Genomic DNA, 15,747 nt, shown 5'->3' on the forward strand with positions numbered 1-15,747 from the left:
GTAGCCGAAAGTGTACAAAAAGAGTGTCTTGGAATACCCGATATTTAAACCTTGTCGAGAAAAACTTGACACATACAGATAAAGGTGCCTGATTGCCCTTTCCCCCTTTTTCCATCTATAATAGAAATATACAGATTGCTCCATACATATTCCTTGAAAGCGGACAAAAACGGAAAGAAGGTGAAAAAATGGCGACAAAGCACGAACAGATTTTACAATATATCAATGAGCTGCCGGTCGGGGAAAAAATATCCGTCCGCCAGATTGCAAAAGCGCTGAATGTCAGTGAAGGGACCGCCTACCGCGCCATTAAAGATGCTGAAATAAAAGGGTATGTCAGCACGATTGAACGGGTCGGCACCATCCGGATTGAGCAGAAGAAAAAAGAGAACATTGAAAAGCTGACCTTTTCGGAAGTCGTCAATATTATCGACGGCCAGGTGCTGGGCGGAAAATCCGGCCTGTATAAAACGCTTACAAAATTTGTGATCGGCGCCATGGAACTCGAGGCGATGTCGAAGTATACGGATCCGGGGAGCCTGCTCATTGTCGGAAACCGCACGGACGCGCATGAACTGGCGTTAAGGTCAGGAGCTGCCGTTTTGATCACCGGCGGATTTGATACGAAAGATTATGTAAAAAAAATTGCGGATGAAAAAGCGCTGCCGATCATCTCGACGAGCTACGACACGTTTACCGTTGCGACGATGATTAATCGTGCTGTCTATGACCAGCTGATCAAAAAAGAAATTATTCTCGTTGAAGATATTTTAACACCGATTGAAAAAACGGCTTATTTGAATACAACGGACACGGTTCAGGACTGGTACCGCAAAAAACGGGAAACAGGCCACTCGCGCTTTCCTGTTGTCGACCGCAATTTAAAGGTGGCGGGTATTATTACTTCAAAAGACGTGATGGAAACCGACACGCACTTAAGCATCGAGAAAGTGATGACGAAAAATCCGATTACGGTCAGCGAAAAAACAAGCGTTACATCTGTTGCCCATATGATGGTCTGGGAAGGGATCGAAATCTTGCCGGTGACCGACGATTTTAACCGGCTGAGGGGGATTGTCAGCCGCCAGGACGTCTTAAAGGAGCTGCAAATGACACAGCGCCAGCCGCAAGTCGGGGAAACGATCGACAATATCGTCACGACCCAGCTTGATGCATCATCGGCCAAAACGGAAGACCCGGATGATTACCAGTTTGAAGTGACGCCGCAAATGACCAACCCTTTAGGGACGATTTCATATGGTGTATTCACGACACTCGTGCACGAAACGACCAACCGCTTTTTGCGCTCCAGAAAAAAAGGCGAAATGATCATCGAAAGTTTAACGGTCTATTTTATCAAACCAGTCCAGCTCGAAAGTATGATCCGGATTGTACCGAAAATTCTCGATTCCGGCCGGAAATTTGCCAAAATTGATGTCGAAGTCTTCAACCAAGGCAGCCTTGTTGGTAAAGCCCTGCTGATGTGCCAACTGATTGAAAGATAACGGTACGTGCCCACTCCTTTTTACAGTGTGCGCCGCGATTCGTTTCTTTCTTTCTGCATTTCGGGCCGGTAAAACTGCAGTCTTTTGAAACCACCTGCGATATTGAACAGCCCGAGCGCGATAAAAATGGCTGCGATGGCATAGGTGACGGCAGTGTGAAACAGAAACAATTCATTCACGCCGAACAAAAAAATAAACGAACCGAGCGCCATATTGGCTTTGGCAGAGAACACCTTTTTTTCCATCGCTAAAAGGCTGCGGATGTATTTTAGTTTAAAATATACATACACGCAAAGGGATGCGAGAATCAAAACGGCAAGGATCGGCATCGTGCACCTCCAAATTGGGTTGTCAGTATTTTCTTCTATTTTACAAAATGAAAAAAGAACTTGCCAGAGAAACGGGGAGTAAGATGAAAACAAAAATTTTACAGACGATCAAGCTTTTTGACACGATCATCATCCACCGCCATGTCCGGCCTGATCCGGATGCATATGGATCGCAGGGGGGACTTGCGGAAATATTGAAGGCGTCTTTTCCGGATAAAAACATTTACATCGTGGGCGATGATGAACCGGACCTCGCCTACTTGAATAGGATGGACAGGATTTCCGATGAAACGTACCGCGGGGCGCTTGTCATCGTTTGTGATACCGCGAACCGCGAGCGGATCAGCGACCAGCGTTTCCATCTGGGGGAAAGGCTGATCAAAATCGACCATCACCCGAACCATGATGCTTACGGGGATTTGCAGTGGGTCGATGAAGACGCGTCCTCTGTCAGCGAAATGATTTATGAGTTTTACTTATCGGGGAAAGAAGAAGGGCTCAGGATGACAGATGCCGCGGCAAGGCTGCTGTTTGCCGGCATTGTCGGGGATACGGGCCGGTTTTTGTATCCGAGTGCGACGGAAAAAACATTTGACTATGCCGGAGAACTGATCCATTACCATTTTGACCGGACAGCGCTCTTTAACAAGATGTACGAGGTTGAACCGGAAGTCGTGAGGCTTCAAGGGTATATATACCAGAACCTGGACATTCTTGAGCACGGGGCGGCGATCGTCGTGCTGAAAAAAGAACTGATTGAAAAATTCGGCGTAACGGTGCGGGAAGCCTCCCAGCTTGTCACCACGCTCGGCGATATTAAAGGGCTTAAAGCCTGGTGCTTCTTTATCGAAGAAGAAGGCCAAATCCGCCTCCGTTTCCGCTCCAAAGGCCCTGCCATCAATGAGCTGGCCCGCAAATACGGCGGCGGCGGGCATCCGCTTGCGGCCGGGGCCACCGCGTATTCGTGGGAAACGGCAGAGGCGGTAAAAAAGGAATTAATCGCGCTCTGCAAGGAAGGGTAAAAAAAGAAGGCAGAACCGCCGGAAAAGCGGATTTGCCTTCTTTTAGTCTGCCAGCTTTAAATTCAGGTGGACGCGGACAACGGAGTAAAACAAAATGTCCCGCACTTCGAAAGTATAGCGGCGGTGGTTGATTTTAATGACTTTGTTTTCAAGCATGCGGGTGATCAAGTCTTTGTTCAAATAAGCGGTTTTTAAATTTTTTGCAATCAGCGGGCTTAAGTCATGTTTAATATCCTCTTCTGCTTCAAAAATGCTTTGTGAATCGTGAATGTCATATTTTTCGTAGTTGCTGATTTTCACGTCAATACGCTGGATGGTCAGGAGCTTTTCATTTTTTTGATTGAGCTTTTTATAGTCTTCCTGCCAGATCGCCTTTTCCTGTTGCAAATCCTGGATCGTTTTTTCCTGCCGTTCAATCATTTGCGCCTGCCTTTCCTGCATGACACCGAACATGTACAGAAAAATCAGCCAGCAGATGCACCCGCCCACGATAAATCCGGCCATGAACCGCTGCCAGCCCGGTTTCCGGTAAAGCGGCGGGATTCTCATAGCACATTCTCCTGGGTTATCCATGAAATAATGAGCGCGGCCGTTTTGGCACCGCCCATGGCCGACAGAATTAAAAGCAGCTGCTTGAACAATACCATCGTCTCGCTTTCCAAAAATCCTTTTTCAAAGCTGTAAACGGTATCGAACGTCCCCCCGATGGCGGCAATGATCGCCCAGATGCGGAGGTCACGCGCAATCTTCGAAATTTCCGTCAAAAGCGGCTCGCCGGTAATGAACGAAGCGAGTCCCCCGATCAAGGCGCCGCCGAACATTACGCCGAATGCGATAAAATAGCTGTTGAAAAATGCGGGAAAAAATCCTTCGCTCAACCGAACCATCCCCATCTTTTCTTCATTACTAACAATATATGGGACAATGCATGCCTGTATGAAATCGAACGTATCTTCTTTTTTGCTCGCGTGAAAACATGTATAATAAGAATCATGTACAGGTACGAATAGGAGGCAGTTTACCATGCGTTTTGTCCATTTACAGGTCCAAACGGCCTACAGCCTGTTGGAAAGTACGATCTCCATCCCTGAATGGGCGGCGTACGCAAAAGCGCTTCATTACGACACCCTTGCGATCACGGACCGCAATGTGATGTACGGGGCCTTTCCTTTTTACAAGGCTTGCCGCGAAAATGGCATTAAACCCATTATCGGCATGACAGCGGATATCATGAGTTCGTTTGAACCTGACACAGCCTATCCGGTTGTGTTGCTTGCCAAAAACGAAACCGGCTACCGGCATTTGATGAAAATCTCAAGTGCCATCCAGACGAGACCCGAACCCGGCATTTTTATCAAATGGCTGCGCGCCTACAGCGACGGCCTGATCGCCTTTACGCCGGGGCTTGAAGGGGAAATCGAACAGGCGCTACTTAGGGGAGATGAAGCGCGTGCAGAAGAGGTTGCAGTTTTATACCGGGACATTTTCGGGCCGAGCTTTTATCTTGCACTTGAAAACAACGGGACAGTGCAAGCTAAGAAAGTGCTTCCCGATATGCACGCGCTCTCGGAAAAACTGGGTATCCCAGAAGTGGCGGCCGCAAATGTGAAATACTTAAAAAAGGAAGATGCTTTTTCTCATGAAGTGTTGCGCGCGATCAAAGCCGGGGTGAAACTGACGGATGAAAACCGGCCGCGCCCGGAAAGCGGCACGCACGACTTTAAGCCGCAAGAGGAAATGGAACAGCTTTTTGCCGATTTCCCGGAAGCTTTGGCCAATACGGAAAAAATTGCAGATGCCTGCTCTGTGGAAATCAAAACGGGACAGCGGCTGCTGCCGGCATTTCCGGTTCCGGGCGGGCAGACGGCGGATGCCTTCTTAGAAGAAGTATGCCGAAAAGGCCTTGCAGCACGCGTTCCGAATCTGGAAGAACGGTATACAGACCGGCTGGAGTATGAATTAAAAATCATTCAGGAAATGCAGTTCAGCGACTATTTCCTTATTGTCTGGGATTTTATGAAATATGCGAGGGAGCACGGGATTCTTACCGGGCCGGGGCGCGGTTCCGCTGCCGGCTCCCTTGTCGCATACGCGCTTTATATTACCGACGTCGATCCGGTGCAATACGGGCTTTTGTTTGAACGGTTTTTAAATCCGGAGCGCATTTCCATGCCGGATATTGACAGCGATTTTCCGGATCACAAGCGGGACGAGATGATTCGCTACGTTGCGGAAAAATACGGCAGACAGCATGTCGCGCAGATCATCACATTCGGCACATTTGCTGCGAAAGCCGCAGCCCGGGATGTAGCCCGGATATTCGGTCTCAGCGCAAAAGAACTTGAACAGTTGTCGCGCTTCATCCCGTCACAGCCTGGCATGACGCTTAAAAAAGCGTATGAAGCATCAAGCGCCTTTCGGGAATGGATCGGCCAATCGGATCAGCACCGCAAGCTTTTTGAAACGGCCCTGCTTTTGGAAGGATTGCCGCGCCATGTTTCGACCCATGCAGCCGGCGTCATTATCAGTGGGGAACCGCTTACGGGAATCATCCCGGTGCAGGAAGGGCATGACGGCATCTTTTTAACCCAGTATCCGATGAACCATCTCGAAGAAATCGGGCTTTTGAAAATGGATTTTCTCGGCTTGCGGAATTTAACCATCCTTGAGCATATCCTCACGGGGATTGAAAAGGGGACGGGGAGAAAAATCCGCCTCCAGGATGTACCGCTCGATGATCCACAGACATTCCGCCTTTTTAGTTCGGGCAATACGACCGGGATCTTCCAGTTCGAGTCGGACGGCATGCGGAAAGTGCTCGAGCGGCTTAAACCGACTGAATTTGAAGACATTGTCGCGGTCAATGCGCTGTACCGGCCCGGGCCGATGGAAAACATCCCGGCCTATATTGAGCGGAAACACGGGTTGAAACCGGTCGAATATCCGCATCCCGACCTCCAGCCGATTTTGGAAAAAACATACGGTGTGATTGTCTACCAGGAACAAATTATGCAGATCGCTTCAAAGATGGCGGGCTTTTCACTCGGGGAGGCGGATTTGCTCCGCCGTGCCGTCAGCAAAAAGAAAAGGGAAATCCTGGACGAACAGCGGCTGCATTTTATAAATGGCGCGCAAAAAAAAGGATATGAGAGAAAAACGGCGAATACTATTTATGATTTTATCGTCCGCTTCGCCAATTATGGTTTTAACCGCAGCCATGCCGTCGCTTACAGCATGCTCGCTTGCCGGCTCGCCTATTTAAAAGCCCATTACCCGCTCTATTTTATGGCAAGCCTTTTGACGAGCGTGATCGGCAACGAGGATAAAATTGCCCAGTATATTCGCGAAGCGCAGCAGATGGGGATCCGGGTTTTGCCGCCTTCCGTGCAGCACAGCCATTATCCGTTTACCGTGGAAAACGGCGCCATCCGTTATAGCCTTGCCGCGATAAAAGGGATCGGATACGCCTCCATCAAAGAGCTGCTTAAAGAAAGAAAACGGCGCCCGTTTAAAAGCCTGTTTGATCTTGTCCTGCGGGTGAAAGGGCTGAACCGGAAAATTTTAGAGGCGTTTGCATTCTCAGGCGCGATGGATGAGTTTGGAAAAGACAGGGCAGTTTTGCTTGCCAGCATTGATGTCGCCCTTGAGCACGCGGAGATTATGAAGCCGGATGACGGGCAGGCGGATCTGTTCTTTGAGGATGAAGCGTTCAGCATTGAACCAAATTATGTGGAAACCGAGCCGATTTCACTGATGGATAAGCTTGCCTTTGAAAAGCAATATTTGGGGCTCTATCTATCCGGGCATCCGGCCGGGCAGTACCGCCCGGGTTGGGACGAAGCCGGCGTGCTTGCAGTAAGCAAGCTTCAACCCGGCATGAGAAAAATCCGGTTTGGCGCCTGCATTACGGACACAAGAACGATCCGCACAAAACAAGGCAGCCTGATGGCATTTTTGCGCATGAGTGACGAAACGGATGAGATAGAATGTGTTGTTTTTCCGGATGTCTTTAAAAAATACAGCCCGTTATGCCAAAAAGGGTTGATTGTGGTCGTGGAAGGAAATGTTGAAAACAGGAACGGCAAAAAGCAGGTGATTGCCCGGGCGCTCGAAGATGCCAGCCCGTTCCGCAGCATGCCGACCGGTGCCACGTTATATTTAAAGATTCCGGCTGGAAAGGACCGCATGCTGCTTGTTCAAGTGAAGCAGGTGCTTGACGCTTTTCCGGGGGACTCGCCGGTCATTCTTCATTATGAAGCGGAACGGAAAACGATCCGGCTTCCGGAAAAAAACCGGGTCCGGGCGGAGGAAGCATGCCTCGGAAAGCTTACGGAACTGCTTGGTGAAGGAAATGTCATATTGAAATAAGTTTTTCTCTCTAGATTAAATATGTTATATTGTTTAATAGGCTTGTGAGTAAGAAACCGCATATCGTGCAGTGAAAACGGGGGAGTGAGGTTCATGTCATTGCGGGAAGAAGCGTTACATATGCACCGCGAACACAAAGGGAAATTGGAATCCAAGTCAAAAGTCACCGTCAAAAATGCAAAGGATCTGAGCCTGGCCTATTCGCCCGGTGTGGCTGAGCCTTGCAAAATGATCTACGACAAACCGGAAACGGTCTATGAATATACGATGAAAGGCAATATGGTCGCGGTTGTAACGGACGGCACCGCCGTTCTCGGGCTTGGAAATATCGGCCCTGAAGCCGCACTCCCGGTCATGGAAGGCAAGGCGATTTTGTTCAAAAGCTTTGCCGGCGTCGATGCCTTTCCCATTTGCCTCGATACGACAGATATTGATGAAATCGTGGAGACGGTGAAACGACTGGAACCGGTTTTCGGCGGCGTGAATCTGGAGGATATCGCCGCGCCGAACTGCTTTGTCATTGAAGAAAAATTGAAGAAGGAAATGAATATTCCTGTTTTTCACGATGACCAGCACGGGACGGCGATTGTAACGGCTGCCGGGCTCGTGAACGCTTTAAAACTCGTTGGCAAAGAAATGTCTGAAATTAAAGTGGTGGCAAGCGGCGCGGGCGCTGCCGGCATCGCGATTATCAAACTGCTTTACAACTTTGGCGTCCGCGATATTATTATGTGCGACTCTAAAGGGGCGATCTATGAAGGGCGCCCGTTTGGAATGAACAAGGTGAAATTCGAAGTGGCCAAATATACAAACCGTGATAAAGCAGCAGGTAGCCTGGCGGATGTGATCAAAGATGCGGATGTTTTTATCGGCGTTTCTGTAGAGGGGGCACTGACGAAAGAAATGGTGCAGTCGATGAAAAAAGACCCGATTATTTTTGCGATGGCCAATCCGAATCCGGAAATCATGCCGCAAGATGCCAAAGCGGCCGGCGCGAAAGTCATCGGCACAGGCCGCTCTGATTTTCCAAACCAGGTCAACAATGTCCTCGCCTTCCCGGGTATTTTCAGGGGGGCATTGGATGTGCGCGCCACGCATATTAATGAAAAGATGAAACAAGCCGCTGTCCACGCGATCGCCGGTTTAATTGATGAACATGAACTGAATGCGGATTATGTCATTCCGCGCCCGTTTGATCCGCGTGTTGCGCCGGCGGTTGCGGCAGCTGTTGCAAAAGCGGCGATGGAAACCGGTGTCGCCCGCATCCAGGTGAGCCCGGAAGAAATCCGCGAAAAAACGAAACAGCTTTCCGAAATTGGCAAATAAGCATCAGATGCCGGAAAAAAAGCCGCCTTTTTGCCGGTACGGGAAAACGCCATTTGCCGGTACTTCGGCAGAAAAACCGCCGGCTTGCCCGGTGGTTCCGGTGCCAGATACAGGAGGGGTAAGATTTGCTGAAAGATTTTTTTCCTAAACCGAAAAAGCGAAAATATGCGACTATCCCTTCAGACCATACAAAGCAGGAAGTTCCTGAAGGGATCATGTCAAAATGCCCGAAGTGCGGCAAAATTATGTATACAAAAGAACTGCAGAAGAATTTAAAAGTCTGCCTCCATTGCGGCTACCATTATCAAATGACCGCTTATGAAAGGGTGGAAAGCCTGCTGGATGAAGGAACGTTTGAAGAGTTCGACCGCGGGCTTGTTTCCAAAAACCCGCTTGCGTTTCCGGGTTACCTTGAAAAACTGGAAAAAGACCGCAAAAAAACAAACTTGAATGAAGCGGTACTGACAGGTAAGGGCAACATTCAGGAAAGGCCGGTCGTGCTTAGTGTCATGGATGCACAATTCCGGATGGGCAGCATGGGCTCGGTTGTCGGTGAAAAAATTACGCGCGCCATCGAGGAAGCAGACAGGCTCCATGTGCCGTTTATCATTTTCACGGCCTCAGGGGGCGCCCGCATGCAGGAAGGGATCTATTCTTTAATGCAGATGGCGAAGACGAGCGCAGCGCTCGAAAGGTTCAGCCGTCACGGCGGGTTAACGGTAACCGTGATGACCCATCCGACAACAGGCGGCGTGACCGCAAGCTTTGCATCGCTCGGGGATATCAATCTTGCGGAGCCTGGCGCATTGATCGGTTTTGCCGGCCGCCGCATCATTGAACAGACGATCCGCGAAGAACTTCCTGAAGATTTCCAGACTGCAGAATTTCTTCTTGAACACGGCCAGCTCGATGCGGTTGTGAAACGCCATGACCTGAAAAAAACATTGGCAGGCATTCTGGACATCCATCAACCAACAAACGCAGGTGAACTACAATGGTGAATGAACTTGAATTTGAAAAACCGGTCATTGAGCTGAAACGCAAAATTTCCGAGCTAAAGGATTTTACAAAACAGTCGGATGTCGATTTGTCAAGCGAGATTGAAAAACTGGAAGCAAGGCTTTCCCGGCTGGAAGAGGAAATTTACGAAAATATGGATCCGTGGGACAGAATCCAGATTGCGCGTTTTCCCGAACGGCCGACATCATTGGACTATATTCAATATCTTTTTACCGATTTTCTTGAGCTCCACGGCGACCGTGTATACGGCGACGACGGGGCGGTTGTCGGCGGGATCGCAAAATTTGAGGGTCTTCCTGTCACCGTGATCGGCCAGCAGCGGGGGAAAGACACAAAAGAAAACATCCGCCGCAATTTCGGCATGCCACACCCGGAAGGCTACCGGAAAGCAATGCGGCTGATGAAGCAGGCGGAAAAATTTAAACGCCCGATTATCAGCTTCATCGACACAAAAGGCGCGTATCCGGGAAAAGCAGCGGAAGAAAGGGGCATCGCTGAATCGATCGCGCGCAATCTGTTTGAAATGTCCGGGTTGAGCGTTCCGATCATCTGCCTGATTATCGGTGAAGGGGCCAGTGGCGGGGCGCTCGGCATTGGCGTCGGCGACCATATCCATGTCCTCGAAAATTCATGGTTCTCGGTCATTTCACCGGAATCCGCCGCGGCGCTTTTATGGAAAGATGCGTCGCAGGCAAAACGAGCCGTCGCCACTATGAAGATGACCGCGCCCGAGCTGAAAGAACTGGGCATTATCGATGAACTGATTCCGGAAGTAAAAGGCGGCGCACATAAAGATCCGAGAGCGCAGGCAGAGCTGATGCGCCCTGTGCTTGCCGCATCATTAAAGGAGCTGCGGGCATATGCCCCTAAAGAACTGGTGGAAAAAAGGTACGAAAAATACCGTAAAATTGGCGTGTTTTCAACGCTCGAACAGTTTGCCCGCCAATAGCCGAAAAAAGCACCCAGGCAACCGGCACCCATCACCGGTTGCCTCGCTTTTTACATGGTGTAACGGATGCAGGCCAAAATTTTGGCGTTCTGCTTTCTAACTATATAAAATGAACTTAAGTTTTTCGTACCAAAATCAATGACGATCAGGATGGCAGCACATAAACAAGTAGTAATGTTTAGTTCAAGTTATATAGGATCCCCTTTCTTCTAAGTGGTTGAAAAGAAAATTCAGATCCTGGTTTACCGGCATGGAAACCGGGAAAAGAAAAAAGAACGCCGTTTGCATGGCAGGCAGGGAAGACAGGAGAATTGGTAACGTATTCATACTATTCCGACACAGTTTGTTCATAAACGCACATTTTTAAAATTTTTACTTTTTCATGATCGATTGTGAACATGCTTTTAAAGTGGTATTTTAGATATATTCGAAGGCAGACTTGGAGATACTATAATTACTTTGCTTGATTGAAATACCGGCCTGCCAAGAGAATTACATATACAGAGGTGAATAATATGAAGCGAATTGGAGTATTAACAAGCGGCGGCGATGCACCAGGGATGAATGCCGCAGTCCGCGCGATTACCCGTAAAGGGATTTATCACGGCCTGGAAGTTTACGGTATTCACCAGGGCTATAACGGGTTGATTCATGGTAACGTCCAAAAGCTTGAAGCAGGATCTGTCGGTGATATTCTCCAACGCGGCGGCACGGTTTTGCAGTCGGCAAGAAGCGAAGAATTCAAAACGCCGGAAGGGCAGCAAAAAGCGATCCGGCAGCTGAAAGACCATGGCATTGAAGCCCTCGTTGTGATCGGCGGGGACGGTTCCTATCAGGGAGCGAAAAAACTGACAGAACAAGGTTTCAACTGCATCGGTGTGCCGGGGACAATCGACAACGACATCCCAGGTACGGATTTTACAATTGGTTTTGATACAGCGCTGAACACTGTTCTGGATGCGATTGACAAAATTCGCGACACCGCTTCTTCCCACGAACGTACCTTTATTATTGAAGTCATGGGCAGAAATGCGGGGGATATCGCGCTTTGGTCCGGTCTTGCCGGCGGGGCTGAATCAATTATTGTGCCGGAAGAAAAGTTTGATTTGAAAGATGTCGTGGATCGCCTTGAACAAGGGAAAAAACGTGGCAAACGCCACAGCATTATCATCGTCGCGGAAGGCGTGATGAGTGGTAACGAGTTTGCGGAAAAATTGAAAAAAACTGGTGCGATCGGTGATACCCGCGTTTCCGTTCTCGGCCATATCCAGCGTGGCGGTTCTCCGACTGCATTTGACCGCGTGCTTGCAAGCCGCCTCGGCGCAAGGGCTGTTGAACTGCTGCTCGAAGGAAAAGGGGGCCGCGCTGTCGGCATTCAAAATAACCAGCTGGTTGACCATGACATCCTTGAGATTCTCGGGAAACCGCACGCCATTAATCAAAACATGTATAAGCTGTCGAAAGAATTGTCGATCTAACGTTGTTTAGGAGGAAATAGAATGAAAAAAACCAAAATTGTATGTACAATCGGGCCTGCCAGTGAAAGTGTGGAAATGCTTGAAAGATTAATGGCAAACGGGATGGATGTTTGCCGCCTGAACTTCTCGCACGGCAGCCACGAGGAACATCTTGCCCGGATTAAAAATATCCGCGAAGCTGCAAAAAACCAAAACAAAACGATCGGGCTTCTGCTTGATACAAAGGGCCCGGAAATCCGCACCCACGATATGAAAGATGGCGGATTTGAGCTCGTTGAAGGCATGACGCCGGTCATTTCAATGACAGAAGTGCTCGGGACAACGGAAAAATTTTCGGTCACGTATGAAGGGCTGATTGATGATGTGCACGTTGGCTCTAAAATTCTGCTTGATGATGGTTTGATTGAACTGGAAGTGACGGCCATCGATAAAAACGCCGGTGAAATCCATACAAAAGTGCTGAACCGCGGCGTTTTGAAAAACAAAAAGGGTGTCAACGTCCCGGGTGTCTCCGTGAACCTTCCGGGCATTACCGAAAAAGACGTGAGCGATATCCTGTTCGGGCTTGAACAAGGCATTGACTTCATTGCGGCTTCATTTGTACGCCGGCCGTCTGACGTTTTGGAAATTCGCCAGCTCCTTGAAGAACACGATGCTTTACATGTGAAAATTTTCCCTAAAATTGAAAACCAGGAAGGCGTCGACAACATCGATGAAATCCTAGCTGTATCGGACGGCTTAATGGTTGCCCGCGGTGACCTCGGCGTTGAAATTCCGACCGAAGCGGTACCGCTCGTGCAAAAAGAGCTGATCAGAAAATGCAATACGCTCGGCAAACCGGTCATTACCGCAACGCAAATGCTGGATTCGATGCAGCGCAACCCGCGCCCGACCCGCGCAGAAGCAAGCGACGTGGCCAACGCCATTTTCGACGGCACGGATGCAATCATGCTTTCCGGCGAAACAGCAGCCGGAAAATATCCTGCTGAAGCGGTTAAGACGATGTACAATATCGCGGTCCATGTGGAAAAAGCGATTAACCACCGCGATATTCTGAACAAACGCAGCAAGAGCACGGACCATAATATGACAGACGCCATTTGCCAGTCCGTTGCCCATACGGCTTTAAATCTTGATGTGAATGCCATTATTGCGCCAACCGAAAGCGGCTATACGGCGCGCATGATCTCCAAATACCGCCCGGCAGCCCCGATTATTGCTGTCACGAGCGATCCGAAAGTGCAGCGCGGCTTAACCGTTGTGTCCGGCGTATACCCGCAATTGGGCACAAAGGCAAACAATACGGATGAAATGCTTGAAATCGCAGTGGATGAAGCATTGAAATCCGATATCGTCCATCACGGCGACCTTGTGATTATCACAGCCGGCGTCCCTGTTGGTGGGAAAGGCACAACCAACCTGATGAAAGTGCACCTGATCGGCGATATATTGGCAAAAGGCCAGGGAATCGGCAGAAAATCGGCATTTGGTCCGGTCGTTGTTGCTGAAAGCCCAGAAGAAGCAAACGCAAAAGCAACAGAAGGCTGTGTGCTCATCACGAGAACGACCGACAAAGAAATCATGCCGGCCATTGAAAAATGTGCCGCGCTGATTACGGAAGAAGGCGGCTTGACAAGCCATGCTGCAGTTGTTGGCATCAATGTCGGCATTCCGGTCATTGTCGGTGTTGAAAAAGCCGTTTCCATTTTTAAAGACGGGCAGGAAGTTACGGTAGATGCAGCAACCGGCTCGGTTTACAACGGCCATGCGACTGTATTGTAAATAAGCAAAAAAAAACGCAGAGGCATCCGGCCTCTGCGTTTTTTATATTGTTTTTTTGCCCATAATATAGTTCCAAATGTCATGGAATACATGGGCGCGGATCAGCGCGGTCAGCAACACGAGTGTAATCGGCCCGAGAATCAAGCCAAGGAACCCGACTGTTTTAAAGCCAATAAACAGGGCGATAAGCGTCGCGAGTGGATTCATTCCGATGCTGGACGATAAAATTTTCGGCTCCATAATCTGCCTTTGCACGATCACGACAATGTAAAGGACGGTAAGCCCGATCGCAAGCGGCAGGCTGCCGGTAATGAATTCGTAAATGATCCAGGGGACAAACACAACGCCCGTTCCCAAATACGGCAAAATATCGACAATGCCGCAAACAAGGGCGATTGTAATCGCGTAATCCACGCGTAAAATCAAAAGCCCGATCAGCACAATGACAAGTGTCATGGAAATCAGTGTCAATTCAGCACGGACAAAACCGAAAAGCGCATTGCGGAGGTCGGCAAACACGGTGATCCCGCTTTTTCTTGCTTTTTTCGGCAGTAACAGCTTTCCTTTGCCTGTCAACTGGTTCCAGTCCTTGCTGATGAAAAACGTTGCAAGCAGGGCAAAAATCAGCACGGTTGCCGCATTTGGAATCCAGGAAACAAGCCCCGGCAGTTTTTTAAACAGCCCGGACAGGAAATCACCTGCTGAAGAAGCGATCTTTTGCCCGGCCGCCTGAATGTTTTGCACGATCGTTTCCTGCTGGCCTGCATCGAGATTTTTAAAGAGGCCCGCCAGCTGGTCGTACAGCGGTAAAACTTGGGCGGTGACAAGCGATTCCGAATAATTGACAAGCGTCTGGACATGCTCCGGCAAAACGTCAGCAAGGTAATTCGCCCCCGTTACGATCTCGGCAACAAGCAGCGTAATGATGCCGACAAAGACGCCAATGATCAGAATCAGGGATATCAAAACAGCAAGCGCCCGCGGAAGCCTTACCTTTCTGTCCAGAAAATTGACGAGCGGGTTGATCATAAGCGCGATCAACAGCGCAATAATAAACGGATAAGCGTATTTTACAGCCAGATAAACCGCAAAAAAGCCAACCAGGATGCACAGTGCAACAAAAAGGCCCCGCAGCGCGCGGTGTATGTAAACAGAATTCAAGTCTGACCCTCCTGTATTCGTTAATATGTTATTATTTTACACGGCGGGGGGCGTAAAACAAAGAAAAAGCCGTTTTTTTTGATAGATTTTCTATTTCTATCTTCACCAAAAATTCAGAAAAAAATACCCGGCACCAAAAGATTTTCAGCATGAAAGAAGGGATGCTTATGTACCAGCCGTATTTATTTTTGTTGCTGCTTTTAGCGATCGGATTTGCGGCAAAAAACCAATCGTTAATCATTTCTGTTATCGTGCTACTTGTCCTGAAAGTGGCAGGGCTGGATGCGAAAATTTTTTCAACCGTCCAGTCGAAAGGGATCAACTGGGGCGTCACCATTATTACGATCGCCGTCCTTGTGCCGATTGCAACCGGACAGATCGGCTTTAAAGATTTGTATGAATCGCTCAAATCGCCGTATGCATGGATTGCACTTGCATCCGGTATCATTGTCGCGCTTCTGGCCAAAAACGGTATCACCCTGCTTGCGAGCGATCCGCAAATTACGACGGCGCTCGTGCTTGGCACCATTCTCGCCGTTTCTTTGTTTAAAGGGGTTGCGGTCGGGCCGCTGATCGGCGCCGGCATTGCCTGGATGGCCATGAAAATCGTCGAATGGGTGACAAACAGTTTTTAGCCGGGTGGAATTTGCTTAAACATGTAAAAACCGTTGGAAGAAAGATTTTTCAACGGTTTTTCTCCTGCTGCTACAGAAGGGCATATGCTAAAATCGTATGTGTAAAATTTTACTCGAAGGGGCAAATGAGTGGAAAAAAATGGGAAGACGCTCTATCATCTAATTGTACACT

Annotated in this window: 13 protein-coding genes; 9 read left to right on the top strand and 4 right to left on the bottom strand. The window is 49.0% G+C overall.

Annotated features, from left to right (window positions below; translation table 11 throughout):
• The first annotated feature begins 188 nt into the window (after positions 1-188).
• On the top strand, positions 189-1,505 hold the full coding sequence (locus tag NFR98_RS14405; protein ID WP_251460455.1) for a CBS domain-containing protein: 1,317 nt from the start codon (positions 189-191) through the stop codon (positions 1,503-1,505).
• A gap of 20 nt (positions 1,506-1,525) precedes the next feature.
• On the opposite strand, the gene NFR98_RS14410 is transcribed toward NFR98_RS14405, so the two are convergent.
• Entirely contained in the window at positions 1,526-1,834 is a 309-nt protein-coding gene (locus NFR98_RS14410; RefSeq protein ID WP_017551272.1) for a YtpI family protein, read from the bottom strand.
• An 83-nt stretch (positions 1,835-1,917) separates the two neighbouring features.
• Between NFR98_RS14410 and NFR98_RS14415 the strand changes: the two genes are divergently transcribed.
• Complete coding sequence (locus NFR98_RS14415; RefSeq protein ID WP_071451969.1) at positions 1,918-2,856, top strand: DHH family phosphoesterase; 939 nt, start codon at positions 1,918-1,920, stop codon at positions 2,854-2,856.
• Between the two features lie 42 nt (positions 2,857-2,898).
• Here NFR98_RS14415 and ytrI read toward each other — a convergent pair whose 3' ends face one another.
• Both ytrI and ytrH read right to left on the bottom strand, forming a co-directional pair.
• Positions 2,899-3,405: a sporulation membrane protein YtrI gene (ytrI, locus tag NFR98_RS14420; protein WP_014097742.1), complete on the bottom strand. Its 507-nt coding sequence runs from the start codon at positions 3,403-3,405 to the stop codon at positions 2,899-2,901.
• Positions 3,402-3,734: a sporulation membrane protein YtrH gene (ytrH, locus tag NFR98_RS14425; protein WP_013859924.1), complete on the bottom strand. Its 333-nt coding sequence runs from the start codon at positions 3,732-3,734 to the stop codon at positions 3,402-3,404. The genes ytrI and ytrH overlap by 4 nt, the downstream gene beginning before the upstream one ends.
• A 145-nt stretch (positions 3,735-3,879) precedes the next feature.
• Here ytrH and dnaE point away from each other — a divergent pair, with 145 nt between their 5' ends.
• The 6 genes from dnaE to pyk all read left to right on the top strand — a co-directional run bounded on the left by dnaE (position 3,880) and on the right by pyk (position 13,779).
• Positions 3,880-7,224, top strand: coding sequence for a DNA polymerase III subunit alpha (dnaE, locus tag NFR98_RS14430; protein WP_017551270.1), 3,345 nt, complete (start codon positions 3,880-3,882; stop codon positions 7,222-7,224).
• 93 nt (positions 7,225-7,317) lie between these two features.
• Positions 7,318-8,550, top strand: a complete 1,233-nt coding sequence (gene ystJ, locus NFR98_RS14435; protein ID WP_014097744.1) for an NADP-dependent malic enzyme — start codon at positions 7,318-7,320, stop codon at positions 8,548-8,550.
• Between the two features lie 125 nt (positions 8,551-8,675).
• A complete protein-coding gene (accD, locus tag NFR98_RS14440) occupies positions 8,676-9,551 on the top strand; it encodes an acetyl-CoA carboxylase, carboxyltransferase subunit beta (RefSeq protein WP_035188406.1) in 876 nt (291 codons plus the stop codon).
• Positions 9,545-10,519, top strand: coding sequence for an acetyl-CoA carboxylase carboxyl transferase subunit alpha (gene accA, locus NFR98_RS14445; protein WP_251460458.1), 975 nt, complete (start codon positions 9,545-9,547; stop codon positions 10,517-10,519). The genes accD and accA overlap by 7 nt, the downstream gene beginning before the upstream one ends.
• Positions 10,520-11,034: 515 nt before the next feature.
• A complete protein-coding gene (gene pfkA, locus NFR98_RS14450) occupies positions 11,035-11,997 on the top strand; it encodes a 6-phosphofructokinase (RefSeq protein ID WP_035184376.1) in 963 nt (320 codons plus the stop codon).
• A 21-nt stretch (positions 11,998-12,018) separates the two neighbouring features.
• Positions 12,019-13,779 (top strand): pyruvate kinase, encoded by a 1,761-nt coding sequence (gene pyk / locus NFR98_RS14455; RefSeq protein ID WP_014097748.1) that lies wholly within the window; start codon positions 12,019-12,021, stop codon positions 13,777-13,779.
• A 42-nt stretch (positions 13,780-13,821) separates the two neighbouring features.
• Here the strand turns inward: pyk and ytvI are convergent, their stop codons facing one another.
• Positions 13,822-14,940 (bottom strand): sporulation integral membrane protein YtvI, encoded by a 1,119-nt coding sequence (ytvI, locus tag NFR98_RS14460; RefSeq protein WP_014097749.1) that lies wholly within the window; start codon positions 14,938-14,940, stop codon positions 13,822-13,824.
• Positions 14,941-15,107: 167 nt separating this feature from the next.
• On the opposite strand from ytvI, the gene NFR98_RS14465 reads away from it, so the two are divergent.
• Positions 15,108-15,575, top strand: a complete 468-nt coding sequence (locus NFR98_RS14465) for a DUF441 domain-containing protein (protein WP_014097750.1) — start codon at positions 15,108-15,110, stop codon at positions 15,573-15,575.
• Positions 15,576-15,747 lie beyond the last annotated feature (172 nt).

The organism is Weizmannia agrestimuris (assembly GCF_943193165.1).
Lineage (GTDB): Bacteria > Bacillota > Bacilli > Bacillales > Bacillaceae_C > Weizmannia > Weizmannia faecalis.